We start from the raw sequence: 16,752 nt of genomic DNA, 5'->3' as shown, positions 1-16,752 counted from the left end.
TGCCATGACGAAGATCGACACGAGCCGGCCCGAGACCGTCCTGCCCACTCCCTCGCACACGGTGGGCCCCTTCTACGGCTACGCCCTGCCCTTTCCCGGCGGCGGTGACATCGCGCCGGTCGGACACCCCGACACGATCACGCTCCAGGGATACGTGTACGACGGCGAGGGCAAACCACTGCCGGACGCCCTCGTGGAGCTGTGGGGCGCCGACCCCGACGGCAACGTGCCGACCGCCGACGGATCGATCCGGCGCGACCCGGCGACCGGCGGCTATGTGGGCCGCAACGGCGTGGAGTTCACCGGCTGGGGGCGCATCCAGACGGACGCCAACGGCCACTGGTACGCCCGTACGCTGCGGCCCGGTGCGCGCGGGCGGAGCGCGCCGTACATCAGCGTGTGCGTCTTCGCGCGCGGGCTGCTGGTGCATCTGTTCACCCGGATCTATCTGCCGGGCGACGACGCTGCCCTCGCCGCCGACCCGCTGCTGTCCCGGGTGGACCGGTCGCGACGCGACACGCTGATCGCCGAGGACGACGGCAAGGGCACCTACCGTTTCGACATCCGCCTTCAGGGCGAAGGCGAAACGGTCTTCCTGGAGTTCCAGTGACATCTGCCGGTCCACCCGCCGCTTTCGAGAACCCCGACGACCCCGGCCTGCTCGCCCCCGGGTGGGCGGGCTCCCCCGTCGCGTCGGCCACCGCCGACACGGCGTATCTGCAGGCCCTCCTCGACGCGGAGGCCGCGCTCACCCGCGCGCAGGCCGCCCTGGATCTCGCCCCGGCGACGGCTGCGGCCGCGGTGACCGCAGCGGCCGAGGCCGGTCGCTTCGACGTGCGGTCCCTCGCGGAGCGAGCGCGCGCGGGCGGCAACCCGGTCATCCCGCTGGTCGCCGATCTGACGAAGGCGGTCGGTGAGGAGCACGGGCCCTACGTCCACCGGGGCGCGACCAGCCAGGACATCATGGACACGGCGACGATGCTGGTCGCCGTGCGCGCCCTGGACCCGGTGCTCGCCGACCTCGACCGCACCGAACGGGCGCTCGCCCGACTGGCCACCGAGCACCGCGACACCGCGATGCCGGGACGCACGCTCACCCAGCACGCCGTGCCGACGACGTTCGGGCTGAAGGCGGCCGGCTGGCGCTCGCTCGTCCTCGACGCCCGGGACCGGATCAAGGCAGTACAGGACGGTCTGCCGGCCCAACTCGGGGGCGCAGCCGGGACCTTGGCCGCCTTCACCGCGTACGGCGCCCGGGACCCGCAGGCCCTCACGGCGGCGTTCGCCCGAGAACTGGGGCTGCGGGAACCGCTGCTTCCCTGGCACACCCTGCGCACACCGATCGCCGATCTCGCGGGCTGTCTGGCCTTCGCGGCCGGGGCGCTGGGCAAGATGGCCGTGGATGTGCTGGCGCTCGGCCGTACCGAGATCGCCGAGGTCGCGGAGGGCAGCGGCGGCGGCTCGTCGGCCATGCCGCACAAGGCGAACCCCGTGCGGTCCACGCTCGTCGCGGCGGCGGCCCGGCGGGCTCCGCAGCTCGCGGCCACGCTGTACGGGTCGCTGGCCGCCGAGGACGAGCGCCCGGCCGGGGCCTGGCACGCCGAATGGGAGCCGCTGCGGGATCTGCTGCGCCTGGTCGGCGGGGCGGCCCGGGACGCCGCCGAACTGGCCGAGGGGCTGCGGGTGAACGCGGACACGATGCGCGAACACCTCGGCCTCACCCACGGGTTGATCGTCTCCGAGCGGCTGTCCGCCGAGCTGGCCCCGGTGCTGGGCCGCGCCCGCGCCAAGAAGCTGCTGAGCGAGCTGGCCGGACGCACCTACGCCGAAGGACGCTCCCTGCGTGAACTGCTCGCGGCCGAGCCCGAGTTGAAGGACGTCGACCTCGACGAGCCGACCGATCCCGCCCGCTACACCGGCTCCGCCGGAGCCCTCACCGACCGTGCACTGGAGCGACGTTGACCGAGAAACTCCTCAACCACCGTGCCGAAGGGCCCGCTTCGGCTCCCCCGCTGCTGCTGGGACCCTCCCTCGGCACGTCGTACGCCCTGTGGGACCAGGTGGCGCCCGAGCTGGCCGTCAGCCACCGTGTGGTGCGCTGGGACCTGCCGGGGCACGGCGGGTCGGCGCCCGGTCTGATCGCTCCCGGCGCCACCGTCGCCGACCTGGCCGCCCAGGTGCTCACGCTCGCCGACTCGCTCGGCATCGAGCGCTTCGCCTACGCCGGTGTCTCGCTCGGCGGAGCCGTCGGTCTGCATCTGGGGGTGCACCACCCGGACCGGGTGTCGTCGCTGGCCGTGATCTGTTCGTCGGCGCACTTCAACGGCTCGAAGCCGTGGGAGGAACGGGCCGCGCTGGTGCGGCGGGAGGGCCTCGCCTCACTGGTGGAGAGCGCCGACGCGCGCTGGTTCACCCCCGGCTTCACCGTCCCGCGGCTGGTGCGTGACCAGGCCGAGGCCGATCCGGAGGCGTACGCCGCCTGCTGCGACGCACTGGCCGCCTTCGACCTGCGGGTCCGGCTCGCGGAGATCTCCGTGCCGACGCTGCTGATCGCCGGGCGCGAGGACCGGGCGACCCCGCCGCCGCATCTGCGGGAGATCGCGGACGCGGTCGCCGGCGCCACGCTCGTCGAGCTTCCGGGTGCCGCGCATCTCGCGCCGGCGGAGTGCCCCGAGGCCGTGCTGACCGCGCTGCGCGCCCACTTCGACGGGGGTGCCAAGCGGGGCATGGAGGTACGCCGTGCGGTGCTGGGCGATACGCACGTGGACCGGGCGCAGGCCCGCCAGAGCCCCTTCACCGCCCGCTTCCAGGACTTCATCTCGCGCTACGCCTGGGGCGAGATCTGGACCGATCCGACGCTCTCGCGCCGCGAACGCAGCATGATCACGCTGACGGCGCTGGTCGCGCACGGCCACTACGACGAGCTCGCCATGCATGTGCGGGCGGCCCGGCGCAACGGTCTGACGCCGGACGAGATCGGCGCCGTACTCCTGCAGACGGCCGTGTACTGCGGGGTTCCGGCGGCGAACTCGGCGTTCGCGACGGCCCAGCGGGTGCTGGCGGAGGAGGACGGGAGCCGAGGGTGACCCTGCTGGTCGTAGCCTCAGCAGCATCTGCCACATGCCTTCACCGCGTGCCTACGGTGGAGGCATGTCCACCATTCTGATCACCGGCGCCACCTCGGGTCTCGGCCGCTACGTCGCCTTCGAGCTGGTCCGCTCCGGCCACACCGTCCTCGCGCACGGCCGCGATCCGGGCCGCACCGAGCAGCTGGTCGCGGAGCTGCGCACGGAGGGGCACGCGGAAGGGTTCGTCGCCGATCTGGCCTCGCTGACGCAGGTGCGCGAGCTGGGCGAGCGGGTCGCCGGTGCGCATCCCGGTCTGGACGTGCTGATCAACAACGCGGGCGTGGGAGCGGGCGCGTCCGGCGCGGGCCGCGAGCTGAGCGCCGACGGCCATGAACTGCGCCTCGCGGTGAACTACTTGGCACCGGTCGTGCTCTCCCGCGCCCTGCTGCCGGTGCTGCGCGCGAACCCGCCGGCCCGCGTCGTCAACGTCGGCTCGGTCGGCCAGGAACCCCTCGACTTCGACGACATCGAGTTCCGTCGCGGCTACGACGGCTTCGCGGCGTACCGCCGCGCGAAGTTCGCCCTGGCGGCCCACACCTTCACCCTGGCCGAGGAGTTGGCCGACTCCGGCGTGTCGGTCAACGTCCTGCACCCCGCCACCTTCATGGACACGGCCATGGTCCGCGAGGGCGGCGTCACCCCCTGGAACTCGGTGGCCGACGGCGCACCGGGCGTACTGGCCCTGGCAACCAAGGACACGGGCACGGGCAACTACTTCGACGGCACGAACCGAGCACGGGCCCACGAGGCGACGTATGACCGCGAGCTACAGAAACGCCTGTCAGCGGTGACGGACCAACTGCTGGCGCTGTAGCGGGGGTTCGTGTCTTGGGGGCGCGGGGAACTGCGCGATCAACCCCAACCGACCCGCAGACGCCAACTCACCTCAAGGCCCGAGCTCGTCAGCGCAACCCCCGCCCCGCCTCCAGCACCTGCCGCGCCTCCTCGGCCAACCCGTCCGCCCCACAAGAGCGCGCGAGCGCCAACCCCCTGTTGAGTTCGGACACGGACCGCGCAGCGATCCCGTACTCGACCCGGGCCGCCGCATGCTCGTACTGGCAGGGCGAGGCCTCCAGATAGGCGACCGCCTGGGCGGCCAGCCGGACGGCCCGCTGCCCCGTCTCCAGCGCCGCCTCACACCGCAGCGCCTCGCCGATGGCCGTGTCCGTGCCGAACCGCTCGGCCTGCTGCCGGGCGTCCGTGGCCAGTTGCGCGGCCCTGGCCGGCTCCTCCGTGGCGAGCGCCCGGGCGAGGTTGAACGCCCAAGGGAGGACCACCGGGTTGTGGTGGCCGCGGGCGGCCGCGTCCTTCTCGGCCTCCTCCAGTTCGTTGATGCCGTCGGCGGTGCGGCCGACCGCGAGCAGGAGTCGGCCGCGCACGGACCGCGGGTCGTGCATCACCATGGGCGAGGGGTAGGGCGGTGCGAAACCGTGCTGGTCGGCTATGGCCCAGGCCTCGTCGACATGGCCGCGGGCGAGCAGGACGTCGACGAGGTTGCTGGTGGCGCACCAGTACAGGGGCAGTCCGCGGCCGACGCGCTCGGCCAGGCGCAGCGCCTCGCGCAGGGATGCCTCCGCCTCCCTGAGCCGGCCGCGCCTGCGGTGCACGAGGCCGATGTGGGCGTGGGCCAGGGAGAGATGACCGCCGCTCCAGCCGGCCGTCTCGTAGGTGCGCAGGGCCTCGTTGTAGAGGCTCTCGGCGCGGTCGAGGCGGTCGGTGTAGGCGTAGGAGTTGGAGAGCATCAGCAGCAGTTCGATGCCCCACTCGGTGTTGGTCCAGCCGAGTCCCGGTGCCAGGCGGCCGTTGACGAGGGCGCGGTCGCAGACCTCGATGACCTCCTCCGCGCTCTCGCCCTGGAGCAGCGCGTCGAAGCCGCGCAGCATGAGCAGGGCGCGCTCGGAGTTGTTGCGGCCGGTGCAGGTGCGGGCGAGGCCGGCGAGGCGCTCGGAGCGTCCCGGCGAGGTGGACTCTCCGGCGTGGATGCCCTCCCACATGTACTGCACGGCCTGCAGCCGCAGCTTCGCGGGGCCGTCCTCGTGCCGGGCGGCCTCCGCCTCGACGGTGCGGACGGCCTCCCCCAGCTGGTCGTTGTGGAGGAGGGCCTGGGAGAGGCGGACGACGGCGTCGACGCGTTCCTCGCTGTCGAGGCCGGGCATGGCGAGCGCGGACTGCAGATGCTCGATGGTGGTGGCGGGCGCGTCCAGCAGGGTGGCGCAGCCGAGTTCGAAGAGCACGCGCGCGTGGGACTCCGGGACGGGCGGCTCCAGCAGGGCGCGCTCCAGGCAGCGGCGGGCCGCGTCGGGCGCGCCGACGGCGAGGTGTTCCCGGGCGGCCTCGCGCAGCTGCTCGACCAGTTCCTCGTCGTCGTCTGGGTGCACCTGCAGCAGATGCCGGGAGGCCATGGCGGCGCCGAGTCCGGAGTCGGTGACGACCTGGGCGGCGATGCCGTGCATGGCGGTGCGCAGGGCGTCCGGGATGGAGTGGTAGACGGCGGAGGCGATCAGTGGGTGCACGAACTCCAGGTCGCCGTCGCCGATCCGGACGCCGGCCGGGTCGGGTTCGGTCAGGATGCGGGCGCCCTGCAGCAGTTCGGCGCAGCGCAGCGCGTCCTCGCGGGACATGGTGGCGAGCTTGGCCACCAGGTCGACGGAGATGCCGGTGCCGAGGATGGCGGCCGCCCAGGCGAACCGGGTGGCGTCGATGCCGAGTTCCTCCAGGCGGGCGACGAGGCCGCCGCCGCGTGCGGAGCGGTTGAGGGCGCGCAGTTCGGCGGCGGAGCCCTCGGTGGGTTCCAGTTCGCTTTCGCGGACCTTGGCGAGCAACTCCACGGTCTCGTACGGGTTTCCGCCGGTGACGGCCCACACCTCGCGGCAGAACGGGGCGTCGGCGTGCGCACCGAGGGTGGCGCGGGTGAGGCCGGCGGTGGCCTGTGGGGTGAGGGCGCTCAGGGTGGCGTCGGGTCCGCCCGCGCAGGCGGTGACCGCCTCCAGATAGCGGGCGCTGTCACCGCTGACCTCGCCGGGCCTGCGGGCCACCACGAGCAGCACGGACAGGTCGTCGAGGCGCTCGGCGAAGGCGGCGAGCCAGCGCAGCGTCTCCTGGTCGGCCCAGTGCGCGTCGTCGATGAGCAGCACCAGGGGCCAGTCGCGGCGGGCCAGCCGGCGCACCCCGGCGACCAGTCCGTCGCACACGCCCTGCGGGTCGGCCTGGCGCTCGCCCGGTTCCGCTATCCCGAGGGCCGGGCCCGCGATGTCGTACCAGTCGCCCAGGTACTCGCGGGCCTCCTCCGGCATCAGCGACACCAGGGCGGGCTGCAGCAGTTGGCGCACCACGTTGAAGGGGACGGACCTGAGGGTCTCGCCGCCGCGGGCCGACCACACGGTGCAGCCGCGGCGTTCGGCGATCCGGCGGACCTCGGCGAGCAGGGCGGTCTTGCCGATGCCCGCCTCTCCCCGGATCACCATCAGGCTGCCCCCGGACGCGCGATCGCCACAGAGGGTGTCGAGCGCCTGTACGACGGCGGCGACTTCGTCCTCGCGCTCCCACAGGGAGGCCGAGGCGCCCTCCCCGGGCCGGACGTCCGTCATCCCGCTACCTCCCCAAGTCGCCCGAACGACGTACAGACCTCGAGCGTAGCCGTCCGGTCGGGCAAGTGGTGGCCGCTCCGGGTAGCTCTTGCCGTGATGGGTGACAGCGGGTACGGCAAGGCGACGCGACGGACCCGTGAGCAGCCCGACAGAAGGTAACCGACAGTCGAAGGGCGCTGAGATGACGCTGTTTTTCGGGCAACGCCGGGTCGTGCGGGACGCGTCCACGACACGCGCTGTGCTGGCCGGTTCGGTCGGCAACTTCATCGAGTGGTACGAGTTCGGGGTCTACGGCTACTTCGCCACCGTCATCGCGGCGCGCTTCTTCACGCCGGAGGGCGGCAGCGAGGCGGAGGCGCTGGTGAAGACGTACGCCTCCTTCGCGCTCGCGTTCTTCTTCCGGCCCGTCGGGGCGGCCCTGTTCGGACGGCTGGGCGACCGCGTGGGGCGCCGCCCGGTGCTGATCCTGGTGGTGCTGCTGATGACGGCGGCGACGACGCTGATCGGGGCGCTGCCGACCTACGCCACGGTCGGGGCCTTGGCGCCATGGCTGCTGACGTTGCTGCGGGTGCTCCAAGGGCTGTCCGCGGGCGGGGAGTTCGGGGGCGCGGTGGCGGTGATGACGGAGTTCGCGCCGCCGGGCCGGCGCGGGCTGTACGGCTCGTGGCAGTCGTTCACGGTGGCGCTGGGGCTGCTGGGTGGGGCGGGTGTGGCGGCGTTGCTGGCTTCCCTGCTGACGGAGGATCAGCTGGGCGACTGGGGCTGGCGGGTGCCGTTCCTGCTGACGCTGCCGCTGGGGCTCGCGGCGCTGTGGCTGAGGCTGCGCCTGGACGAGACGCCGGCGTTCCGGCGGGAGACCGCGGCGGTGAGCCCGCCCGCGGGCGAGGTGGCCCGGACCGTCGCGCTGGGCGCCGCGCGGATCATGGGCTGGGCTGCGGCGGGCTACACCTTCCTGGTCGTGCTGCCCTCGTATCTGCAGAGCACCCTCGACGCGAGCTTCCAACAGGCGCTGATCGCCACGGTGTTGGCCAATGCCGGCTTCGCGGTCACGATCGTCCCGGCGGGCCTGCTCAGCGACCGGGTGGGCCGGCGGGCGGTGATGCTGACGGGCGCGGTGCTCGTGGTGCTGCTTGCGCTGCCGCTGCTCGACCTCCTCCAGGACACCGGGACGTCGAACTCCGTGAAGGGGGCGGCGGTGTTCGGCGCGGGTGCGGTGGTCGGGCTGATGGCGGGCCCCGGCCCGGCGATGCTCTCCGAGCTGTTCCCGACGAACGTGCGATACACCGGCCTGGGACTCGCCTACGCGCTGTCCAATGCCGTGTTCTCGGGCTGTGCCGGGCTCATCATCACGGAAACCGTGAAGCGGACGGGGAACGTCGACATTCCCGGGTACTACGCGGCGGCGACATGCGCGGTGAGCGTCCTCGCCCTGGCCGGAACACCGAAACGGAAAGCGGGTTGAGCGGATGCGGGTCATCGGCCTGATGTCGGGCACGTCGTACGACGCCATCGACGCGGCGGCGGCCGACCTGAGCCTCGACGGCGACGGTCTCGTACTGAAGCCGCTGGGGATGGTGAGCGAGGCGTACGACGAGGAGCTGCGGGAGGCGCTCGCCGCCGCGCTGCCGCCGGGTGTCACGTCGGCGGCCGAGGTGTGCCGGCTCGACACGGGCATCGGGCAGGCGTTCGCGGCGGCCGCGGTGCGGGCGGACCGTGAAGTGTGCCGGGGCGAGGCCGAGTTGGTGGCCTCGCACGGGCAGACGGTCTACCACTGGGCGGACGGCGGCGAGGTGCGCGGCACGCTCCAGCTCGGGCAGCCGGCCTGGATCGCGGAGGCCACCGGGCTGCCCGTGGTCGCCGACTTCCGGCCGCGCGACATCGCCGCGGGCGGCCAGGGCGCGCCTCTGGTGAGCCTGGTGGACCTGCTGTGGCTGCGCGGCAGACCCGGCACACCCGTCGCCCTGAACCTCGGCGGCATCGCCAATGTCACCGCCCCCGACGGCACGGCCTTCGACACCGGGCCCGCGTGCGCGCTGATCGACGCGGCGGCACGGGGGTTCAGCGGCGGAGCACTGGCCCACGACGTCGACGGGGCGCTGGCCGCGCGCGGCACCGTTCACGAACCGCTCCTGCGCCGGCTGCTCGACGAGCCGTACTACGCGCTGCCCGCCCCCAAGACGACCGGCAAGGAACTCTTCCACCTCGGTTATCTGCGCGACGCGCTGGCCGGGTTCACCACCCTCAGGGCCGAGGACGTGATCGCCACGCTGACCATGCTCACGGCCCGGACAGTCGCCGACGCGGTCGGCGCCCTGAACGCCACGGAGGTCATCGCCTCCGGCGGCGGCACCCGCAATCCTGTGCTCATGGCGATGCTCGGGCAGCGGCTGCCGGGGACCGCGGTGCGCACCTCCGACGAACTGGGCCTGCCCTGGAACGCCAAGGAGGCCTACGCCTTCGCCGTCCTCGGCTTCCTCACCGCCCACGGCCTGCCCGGCACCCACCCGGCGAGCACCGGCGCCCGCCACGCGCGCGTGCTCGGCTCGATCACTCCCGGCCGGGAGGGGCTGCGGCTGCCGCCACCCGGTGCACGGCCGCCGAGGCGGCTGGTGGTGGCATGAACGCCGGGGCTCTCATCCCGCTTTCACCGAGGCCTCATACGGTGGGGGCATGACGCAGGTGACTCCTCCCGGGTGGTACCCCGACCCCGGGCAGACAAGTGAGGGTCCCGCCACCGAGCGGTGGTGGGACGGCAAGGCATGGACGGACCGGACCCGCCCCGCCGGGTCGGCGGCCGTATGGGGTCCACCGGCGCAGACGCCGACGGCCGGTGCCGATCCGGCGCAGGCGGCCCCCGCGGCGGGTGTGTCGGCCTACCCGGCGTACCCGTCGTATCCCGCCCAGCCACCGGCCGCGCCGCGCCGCGGTCTGCGCACGGGCATCGCGGTGGGGGCGGCCGTGGTCGTCCTCGCGTGCATCGGCGTGGGCGTGTACGCCCTGGCGGGCAACGACAACTCGGGCGGCGGCACCGCCTCCGGGCAGGGGCCGGGCCCCGGAGGGCAGGACGGCTCCTCGGGCGGACAGGGCGGCCAGGGCGGACCGTTCGGCGGCAACGGCGGTCAGGGGGGCTCCGGCGGTTCGGGCGGCTCCGGCGGCAGCGAGTCGCCCGCTCCCGGGCAGTCCGAGGCGCCGAAGATCAGGAGCGGTTCGGTGACCGACGCGGTCTCCGGGATCAGCCTGCCCATCCCGGACGACTGGTACGGCCAGCAGCTCTCGGTGGGCGCCCAGATCACCTCCGACCACTCCTACAAGTGCCCCGGCGACACCTCCCAGACCTGCACGAACGGCGGCGCGTACTCGGCGCCCGCCCTGGCCCTGGGCACCAAGGGTTCGTCGGCCGAGGAGGTGGCGAAGGCCGACATCGGGGCCAACGCCGAGGAGTCCTACGGCGGCAAGACCTACGGCTCGATCACGTCGCACGACGTGCTCGACTCCAAGGCGGTCACCGTGGCCGGGCAGAAGGGCTATCTGGTCCGCTGGAAGGCGGTCACCAGCAAGGGCTCGGACGGCTACGTCGAGTCGCTGGCGTTCCCCTCCCCCGCGAACCCCCAACAGATCGTCGTCGTCCGCTTCGGTGTCGACGTCGCCGAGAAACAGACCGTCATCGACACCATCACCAAGGGCATCAAGGTGTCGACGGGAAGCGGCAACGGCCAGAACGTCTGATCCGGCGCCGTCCGGTCCCGTCCCGGACGGCGATCGGCCGGGCGGTGCTCCCCTCCGCTCAAAGGGGAGCCCCACCCGGCCGGGGGGTGCGCGCCGCCCCCGTCCCCACGGTGCGGCGCGGTCGGGTCACCGTCCAGTCATCCCGTGGACGGCGGCCCGAGTCTCAGGAGAGGCCCAGTGCCGGCAGCACGGCGGCCTCCACGAAGCGGACCAGATAGTCGGGGTCGGCGTACTCCCCCTCCAGGACGGGCCGGGCCCGCATCACGCCGAACATCTGCGCCGGGACGTACGGCAGGGCCGGATGGTCGGCGGCGATCTCGCCCCGGTCCACGCCGCGCTGGAGGATCTCCTGCAGCGCGCAGATCTCCGGCTCGACCAGCGCCTCGCGCAGGGCCCGCTGGAGCTCGGGGTCCTGGGTGATGGCGTGGCCCAGCGCCTGGTGGAGCCGGGTGTCCTTGCGTCCCCACTGGGCGGCGATCCGCGCGGCCTGCCTCAGGTCCTCGGCCAGTGACCCGCTGTCTATGCCGCCGAAGCGGACCTGCCGGGCCGACCGCAGCGCGGCCGCCACGAACTGCGGCTTCGTCTTCCACTGGCGGTACAGCGTGGACTTGCTGCAGCGCGTGCTCGCGGCGACGCCCTCCATGGTCACGGCGTCGTATCCGCACTCACGGATCTGTTCGAGCACGGCGTCGAAGAACTCCTGCTCACGCTCGGGCGTGATCTTGGAGCGGCGCGAGGCGACGACCGTGTCCGGTCCGTCCGCGGCCTGCGACGTCATGCGCGCTTCTCCTTCGTCTGTGGTCTTTCTCGCGTTTTCTGCGGTCTTCCCCGGGTCCGGGATTATTCCCGGCTGCCTGTGTGTCGTACCTATCGATACGCCACTGTACCGGAACGCCGACGTATCGGTACACTCCCGTATCGGAACGCTTTCGTTTCGGGACGGGTGCGTACCGATGAGTTCCGGCCACGGCCGGAGTCTCACTCAGCACCAGCACAGGTACGACGGTCAGCAAAGGGGCCGGGGGATGAACGGACGCACCAAGCCTCCGGATGTGGGGGGAACCGACGCGGCACGGCCGCCGCTCGTGCGCGAGCTGCTGCTCGTCGCGGGGCTCTTCCTCGTCTACAAGCTCGGCCGGCAGCTCGCGACGGGGCACACCGGCGAGGCCTTCCACAACGCACGCCAGGTGTGGGACCTCGAACGGGCCGTGCACCTGCCCGGCGAGGGCGCGGTGCAGTCCCTGCTGCTGCACGGCGACGGCCTCGCGCAGATCGCGAACACCTACTACGCGACCGTCCACTTCCCGATCACCGCGGCCTTCCTGATCTGGCTCTACCTGCGGCGCCCCGCGCACTACGTCTGGGCCCGCCGGGTCCTCGCCGTGCTCACCTCGGCGGCCCTGGTGCTGCCCTTCGTCTATCCGCTGGCCCCGCCGCGGATGCTGGCCGCCACGCATCTCGTGGACACCGCGCACGTGTACGGGCCGTCGGTGTACGGCCCGCCCTCCTCGGACCATCTCTCCAACCAGTTCGCGGCGATGCCGTCGCTGCACTTCGGCTGGGCCCTGATGGTCGCGATCGGCCTGATCGTGGCGACCAGGTCCCGCTGGCGCTGGCTGTGGCTGCTGCACCCGCTGGTCACCCTGCTGGTGATCGTCGGGACGGCGAACCACTACTGGCTCGACGCGATCGTGGCGACCGCCATGCTCGGCGGCGCCCTCGCGCTGATCCACCGGCCGCAGCGCACCGTCAGCACGGCGGGACGCGGCAGCGAGCGGCTCGCGCCGGACGACGAAAAGGTCCTCGTGGGAGCGGGCCGATGACCGCCACGCTCGTCGCCGTCGCCCTCTCGCTGGTCTCGGCCGTCGCCTACGCCGCGGCGGCCGTGGCCCAGGAGCGGCTGGCCGCCCGCGACGCCGACGCCGGCGTACTGCGGCTGCTGGGCACGGGCGCCTGGTGGGCGTCGGTCGGGCTCAACGCCTCCGCGGCGCTGCTGCACGTCGTCGCCCTCAAGTACGGTCCGCTCACGGTCGTCCAGCCGCTCGGTGCCCTCACCCTGGTCGCCGCGGTGCCGCTGGGGGCGCGGGCCGCCGGGCGCAAGGTCAGCACGGCCGAGTGGCGGGGCACCGCGCTGACGCTCACCGGACTCGCGGCCCTGCTGGTCGCCGCGTCCGGATCCGCTCCCGAGCAGGTATTGAGCCTGACCGAGGCGCTGGCCGTCGCGGGAGTCACGGCCACGCTGATCGGTCTGCTGTCGCGGCCGGGAGCCCGGCCGGGGCTGCGGCACGCCACGGCGTCCGGGTTCGCCTCGGGCGTGGCATCGGCGCTCACCCAGACGGTGACGGTCGCCGCCACCGACCGGTCCGGCCCGGCGCTCAGCCTCCAGGTCGTCCTGGTGGCGGTGCTGGTCGCCGCGTTCGCCGTGGGCGGGCTGTTCCTGTCGCAGACCGCGTACAAGGGCGGCCTCGGCGCTCCGCTCGCGGTGCTGACCCTGTCCAATCCGGTGGCGGCCTCGGTGATCGGCCTCACCCTGCTCGGCCAGGGCCTGCGCGGCGGCGCGGCCGGCGTCCTGCTCGGCCTCGCGGGCGCCGCACTCGCATCCTGGGGCGTCGTCCTGCTGACCCGGGTGCGCCCGACTCCGCCGGACGAACAGCACCCGGTGGCGGCCGTCCTCGCCCTCGAACCGCAAACGGCCACCCCGGAACCGGCCCTGGTGCCCCGGCCATCGGCCGAACCGGGACACCTCACACCGCTGTGAGCCCGCCGCCTACGCGGTCAGCAGCGCCGGGTCGCTCACGCTCGGGTGCCCGTTCTCGACGTGTCCGGCGAAGCGGCGCAGGAATGCGGGGTCGGCCTCGGACGTGATCGTGAGGTCGTACCAGCGGTGGCTCGCCGTGAGGTCGACGGTGTGCCTGAGCGTCGCGCCGGGCCGGACGGTGAAGGTGCGTGGACGGCAGCCGTAGCCGCCCGTGAGCTTCAGCCGGACCGTGCCGGAGCCCTTGTTGGTGAACGTCAGCTCGACGTCCTCGCCGGTGTGCCGGGCGGTGACCTCGGGTCCGGCGGTCTTGTTCGGGCCCTTGAAGACGCGCAGGAAGCCGTTCGGACCGTGCACGGCCAGGTCGTACGAGCCGTTCGAGTACACCGAGTTCCAGGTGTCCGCGACCTTCTTGCCGGCCTCGGTGGTGTACGTCCACGGCCCGTCGGTGCGGTTGCCGGAGGTCACCAGGAACGCGGCCCCCGCCTTGGCCCCCGAGGCGAAGGTGAGCGTGAACTTCCCGGCCGCGATGTCGGCCGAACCGTCCACGTACGGCGCGTACTTGAGCGGCCGCGTCGGGCGGTGACCGCGCTCCTGCCGGGGCAGGACGCCCTGCGCGGGCGGGGTCGGCACATAGTCCGGGTGCCGGTCCTTGTCGGGCGGCTCATAGCCGTCGGTGTCCGGCAGGGCGACCGGCCGGGTGTCCGTGCGGGAGAAGTCGAAGGCCGAGGTCAGATCGCCGCAGATCGCGCGCCGCCAGGGCGAGATGTTCGGCTCCTCGACACCGAAGCGCTTCTCCATGAACCGGATGATCGAGGTGTGGTCGAGCGTCTCGGAGCAGACGTAACCGCCCTTGCTCCAGGGCGAGACGACGAGCATCGGCACGCGCTGGCCGAGGCCGTAGGGCCCGGCCGGGTTGCTGCCGCTGCCCTTGAACAGGTCGAGGGCGGGGTCGACGGTGGACCTGCCCTGCGCGGCGGACTGCGGCGGGTACGGCGGGACCAGGTGGTCGAAGAACCCGTCGTTCTCGTCGTAGGTGATGAACAGCGCCGTCTTCGCCCACACCTTCGGGTCGGAGGTGAGGGCGTCGATGACCTGGGAGATGTACCAGGCACCGTAGTTCGCGGGCCAGTTGGGGTGCTCGGTGAAGGCCTCGGGGGCGGCGATCCAGGAGATCTGCGGCAGCCTGTCGCCCTTGACGTCGGCCGTGAGCCGGTCGAAGAAGCCCTCGCCCTTGGACGCGTCGGTGCCGGTGCGGGCCTTGTCGTAGAGCGGGTCGCCGGGCTTGGCGCTGCGGTACTGGTTGAAGTACAGCAGCGAGTTGTCCCCGTAGTTGCCGCGGTAGGCGTCGTCGATCCAGCCCCAGCCGCCGGCCGCGTCCAGGCCGTCGCCGACGTCCTGGTAGATCTTCCAGGAGATGCCCGCCTTCTCCAGGCGCTCGGGGTAGGTCGTCCAGCCGTAGCCCGCCTCGTCGTTGCCGAGGACCGGTCCGCCGCCCTGGCCGTCGTTGCCCGTGTAACCGGTCCACATGTAGTAGCGGTTGGGGTCGGTCGAGCCGATGAACGAGCAGTGGTACGCGTCGCAGATGGTGAAGGAGTCGGCGAGCGCGTAGTGGAACGGGATGTCCTTGCGGGTCAGGTACGCCATCGTCGTGGAGCCCTTGGACGGCACCCACTTGTCGTACCTGCCCCCGTTGAAGGCGGCATGTCCGTCGTTCCAGCCGTGCGGGAGGTCCTGGACGAACGCCAGGCCCAGATCGTCGGCCTCGGGGTGGAAGGGCAGGATCTCCTTGCCGTTCGCGTCCTTCTGGTGCCACACCGACGTCCCGTCGGGCCAGGTCACCGGGCGCGGGTCGCCGAAGCCGCGGACGCCTTTGAGCGAACCGAAGTAGTGGTCGAACGAACGGTTCTCCTGCATCAGGACGACGATGTGCTCGACGTCCTCGATGGACCCCGTGCGGTGGTTCGCGGGCAGCGCGGCGGCACGCTGGATGCTGTTCGACAACGCGGTGAACGCGGTCGTCGCGCCCGCGAGTTGCAGGAATCGGCGCCGATTGACTTCGGGCATGGGTGGGTGCCTCTCATCCTGGGCGGATGGCCGGAACATGACGAAATGCGCGCGGAGCGAGTGTTCCAAGAGCAACAAACGTCAGGGAAGGGTCGGATGGCGCCAATGTGAAAGTCGTCGGTACGAGCGGTGTGCCGAGGCGGGGGTGAGGTGTGCCGGGCCCGCCCGCCGGGGAGGTCGCGATCATGACACAGACGCGCTCGGCACCCCCGACCACCGGACGGCCCGTACGACAGCTGCTCGCCGCGTCCGTGGGCAACGCCGTGGAGTGGTACGACTGGTACGCCTACACGTTCCTGGCCACGTACATCGCCGCCGCGGTCTTCCCCAAGAGCGCGTCCAACTCCCTGGTCCCGCTGCTCTCGACCTTCGCGGTGTTCGCCGTCGGGTTCTTCATGCGGCCCGTCGGCGGACTGCTGATGGGGGCGATCGCGGACCGGCACGGACGGCGCTCCGCCCTGACGGTCACCATCCTGCTGATGGGCGGCAGCAGCCTGCTGGTCGGCCTGACCCCGACGTACGCGGCGGTCGGTGTCCTCGCTCCCGTGATCCTGGTCCTCGCCCGGCTGCTCCAGGGCCTGTCCGTGGGCGGGGAGTTCGCGGCCTCGACGACGTTCCTGGTGGAGTCGGCGGGGCCGGGGCGGCGCGGGCTGTTCTCCAGCTTCCAGTACGTGTCGACGACCGCGGGACAGCTGGTCGCCTCGGGGATCGCGACCCTGCTGGTGGACACCCTGACCGACCGGTCGATGGACGGCTGGGGATGGCGCGTTCCTTTCGCTCTCGGCGCCGTACTGAGTCTCGTCGGCTTCTGGATCCGCCGGGGAGCCGTCGAGACCCGCAGCGAGGAGCAGCAACGCGCCCCACGCCCCGGCCTGTTGGAGGCGCTGCGCCGGCACCCGCGCGAGTCGCTCCTCATCTGCGGGATCACCGCGGGCGGCACGATCGCGTACTACACCTGGACGTCGTACCTGCCGACGTACGCCGAACTCGACGCGGGTGTCGCCAAGTCGGACGCGCTGCTCGCGGGCACCATCTCGCTGGCCTTCTTCGGTCTGCTCCAGCCCCTCGGCGGACTCGTCTCCGACCGCTTCGGCCGCCGCCCCCTCCTCCTCTTCTTCGGCCTGGGCTTCGCCCTGCTCGTCGTCCCCCTGCTGCACTCCCTGCGCGACTCCTTCGCGGTGCTGCTGCTCGTGCAGTGCGCGGGCATGGTCCTGCTGACCGGCTTCACGTCGATCAGCGCGGCCGTGAACGCGGAGGTCTTCCCACCCCGGGTCCGCGCGGCGGGCATCGGCTTCCCGTACTCCCTGACGGTCGCCCTCTTCGGCGGCACGGCCCCCTACGTGGGCACGCTCTTCAAGGAGCTGGACCACGCGGGGCTGTTCCCCTGGTACGTGGCGGCACTCTGCCTGCTGTCGTCACTGGTGTATCTGAGGCTGCCGGAGACGGCGCACCGGGAGCTGGGGCGCTGACCCCCGTGTCAGCGGTTCAC

Annotated in this window: 13 protein-coding genes; 10 read left to right on the top strand and 3 right to left on the bottom strand. The window is 72.6% G+C overall.

The genetic code is table 11. The features are described 5' to 3' along the window. Positions 1 to 4 precede the first annotated feature (4 nt). The 4 genes from pcaG to MQN93_RS04340 all read left to right on the top strand — a co-directional run bounded on the left by pcaG (position 5) and on the right by MQN93_RS04340 (position 3,942). Positions 5 to 610 carry a protocatechuate 3,4-dioxygenase subunit alpha gene (gene pcaG / locus MQN93_RS04355; RefSeq protein ID WP_242708369.1) on the top strand — a complete coding sequence of 202 codons (606 nt, stop codon included), beginning with the start codon at positions 5 to 7 and terminating at the stop codon, positions 608 to 610. Next, on the top strand, positions 607 to 1,962 hold the full coding sequence (gene pcaB / locus MQN93_RS04350; protein ID WP_242708368.1) for a 3-carboxy-cis,cis-muconate cycloisomerase: 1,356 nt from the start codon (positions 607 to 609) through the stop codon (positions 1,960 to 1,962). The genes pcaG and pcaB overlap by 4 nt, the downstream gene beginning before the upstream one ends. After that, positions 1,959 to 3,086 (top strand): bifunctional 3-oxoadipate enol-lactonase/4-carboxymuconolactone decarboxylase PcaDC, encoded by a 1,128-nt coding sequence (pcaDC, locus tag MQN93_RS04345; protein ID WP_242708367.1) that lies wholly within the window; start codon positions 1,959 to 1,961, stop codon positions 3,084 to 3,086. Before pcaB ends, pcaDC begins: the two co-directional genes overlap by 4 nt. Positions 3,087 to 3,150: 64 nt before the next feature. Further along, positions 3,151 to 3,942 (top strand): SDR family NAD(P)-dependent oxidoreductase, encoded by a 792-nt coding sequence (locus tag MQN93_RS04340; protein WP_242708366.1) that lies wholly within the window; start codon positions 3,151 to 3,153, stop codon positions 3,940 to 3,942. An 88-nt stretch (positions 3,943 to 4,030) separates the two neighbouring features. On the opposite strand, the gene MQN93_RS04335 is transcribed toward MQN93_RS04340, so the two are convergent. Beyond that, positions 4,031 to 6,715 carry an ATP-binding protein gene (locus MQN93_RS04335; RefSeq protein ID WP_242708365.1) on the bottom strand — a complete coding sequence of 895 codons (2,685 nt, stop codon included), beginning with the start codon at positions 6,713 to 6,715 and terminating at the stop codon, positions 4,031 to 4,033. Between the two features lie 181 nt (positions 6,716 to 6,896). Here MQN93_RS04335 and MQN93_RS04330 point away from each other — a divergent pair, with 181 nt between their 5' ends. From MQN93_RS04330 to MQN93_RS04320, 3 genes are read left to right on the top strand one after another with little or no spacing between them, the layout of a single operon-like run. Then, the gene (locus MQN93_RS04330; RefSeq protein WP_016431430.1) at positions 6,897 to 8,177 is read left to right on the top strand and encodes an MFS transporter; all 1,281 of its coding nucleotides are present in this window, start codon (positions 6,897 to 6,899) and stop codon (positions 8,175 to 8,177) included. 4 nt (positions 8,178 to 8,181) lie between these two features. Then, on the top strand, positions 8,182 to 9,336 hold the full coding sequence (locus MQN93_RS04325; protein ID WP_242708364.1) for an anhydro-N-acetylmuramic acid kinase: 1,155 nt from the start codon (positions 8,182 to 8,184) through the stop codon (positions 9,334 to 9,336). 49 nt (positions 9,337 to 9,385) lie between these two features. Continuing rightward, entirely contained in the window at positions 9,386 to 10,441 is a 1,056-nt protein-coding gene (locus MQN93_RS04320; RefSeq protein ID WP_242708363.1) for a DUF2510 domain-containing protein, read from the top strand. A 163-nt stretch (positions 10,442 to 10,604) separates the two neighbouring features. Here MQN93_RS04320 and MQN93_RS04315 read toward each other — a convergent pair whose 3' ends face one another. Beyond that, positions 10,605 to 11,219 carry a TetR/AcrR family transcriptional regulator gene (locus MQN93_RS04315; protein WP_016431433.1) on the bottom strand — a complete coding sequence of 205 codons (615 nt, stop codon included), beginning with the start codon at positions 11,217 to 11,219 and terminating at the stop codon, positions 10,605 to 10,607. Between the two features lie 247 nt (positions 11,220 to 11,466). On the opposite strand from MQN93_RS04315, the gene MQN93_RS04310 reads away from it, so the two are divergent. Continuing rightward, positions 11,467 to 12,264: a phosphatase PAP2 family protein gene (locus MQN93_RS04310; protein WP_242708362.1), complete on the top strand. Its 798-nt coding sequence runs from the start codon at positions 11,467 to 11,469 to the stop codon at positions 12,262 to 12,264. Then, positions 12,261 to 13,199: a DMT family protein gene (locus MQN93_RS04305; protein WP_242708361.1), complete on the top strand. Its 939-nt coding sequence runs from the start codon at positions 12,261 to 12,263 to the stop codon at positions 13,197 to 13,199. Before MQN93_RS04310 ends, MQN93_RS04305 begins: the two co-directional genes overlap by 4 nt. Positions 13,200 to 13,208: 9 nt before the next feature. Here MQN93_RS04305 and MQN93_RS04300 read toward each other — a convergent pair whose 3' ends face one another. Then, positions 13,209 to 15,263, bottom strand: a complete 2,055-nt coding sequence (locus MQN93_RS04300) for a phosphocholine-specific phospholipase C (RefSeq protein ID WP_242708360.1) — start codon at positions 15,261 to 15,263, stop codon at positions 13,209 to 13,211. Between the two features lie 185 nt (positions 15,264 to 15,448). Here MQN93_RS04300 and MQN93_RS04295 point away from each other — a divergent pair, with 185 nt between their 5' ends. Then, a complete protein-coding gene (locus MQN93_RS04295) occupies positions 15,449 to 16,732 on the top strand; it encodes an MFS transporter (protein ID WP_242708359.1) in 1,284 nt (427 codons plus the stop codon). The last annotated feature ends 20 nt before the right edge of the window (positions 16,733 to 16,752 follow it).

This window comes from Streptomyces spinosisporus, assembly GCF_022698145.1.
GTDB classification, from domain to species: Bacteria; Actinomycetota; Actinomycetes; order Streptomycetales; family Streptomycetaceae; genus Streptomyces; species Streptomyces spinosisporus.
Note: the sequence above shows the minus strand (reverse complement) of the source record. Positions and strands in the feature narration are given on the sequence as shown.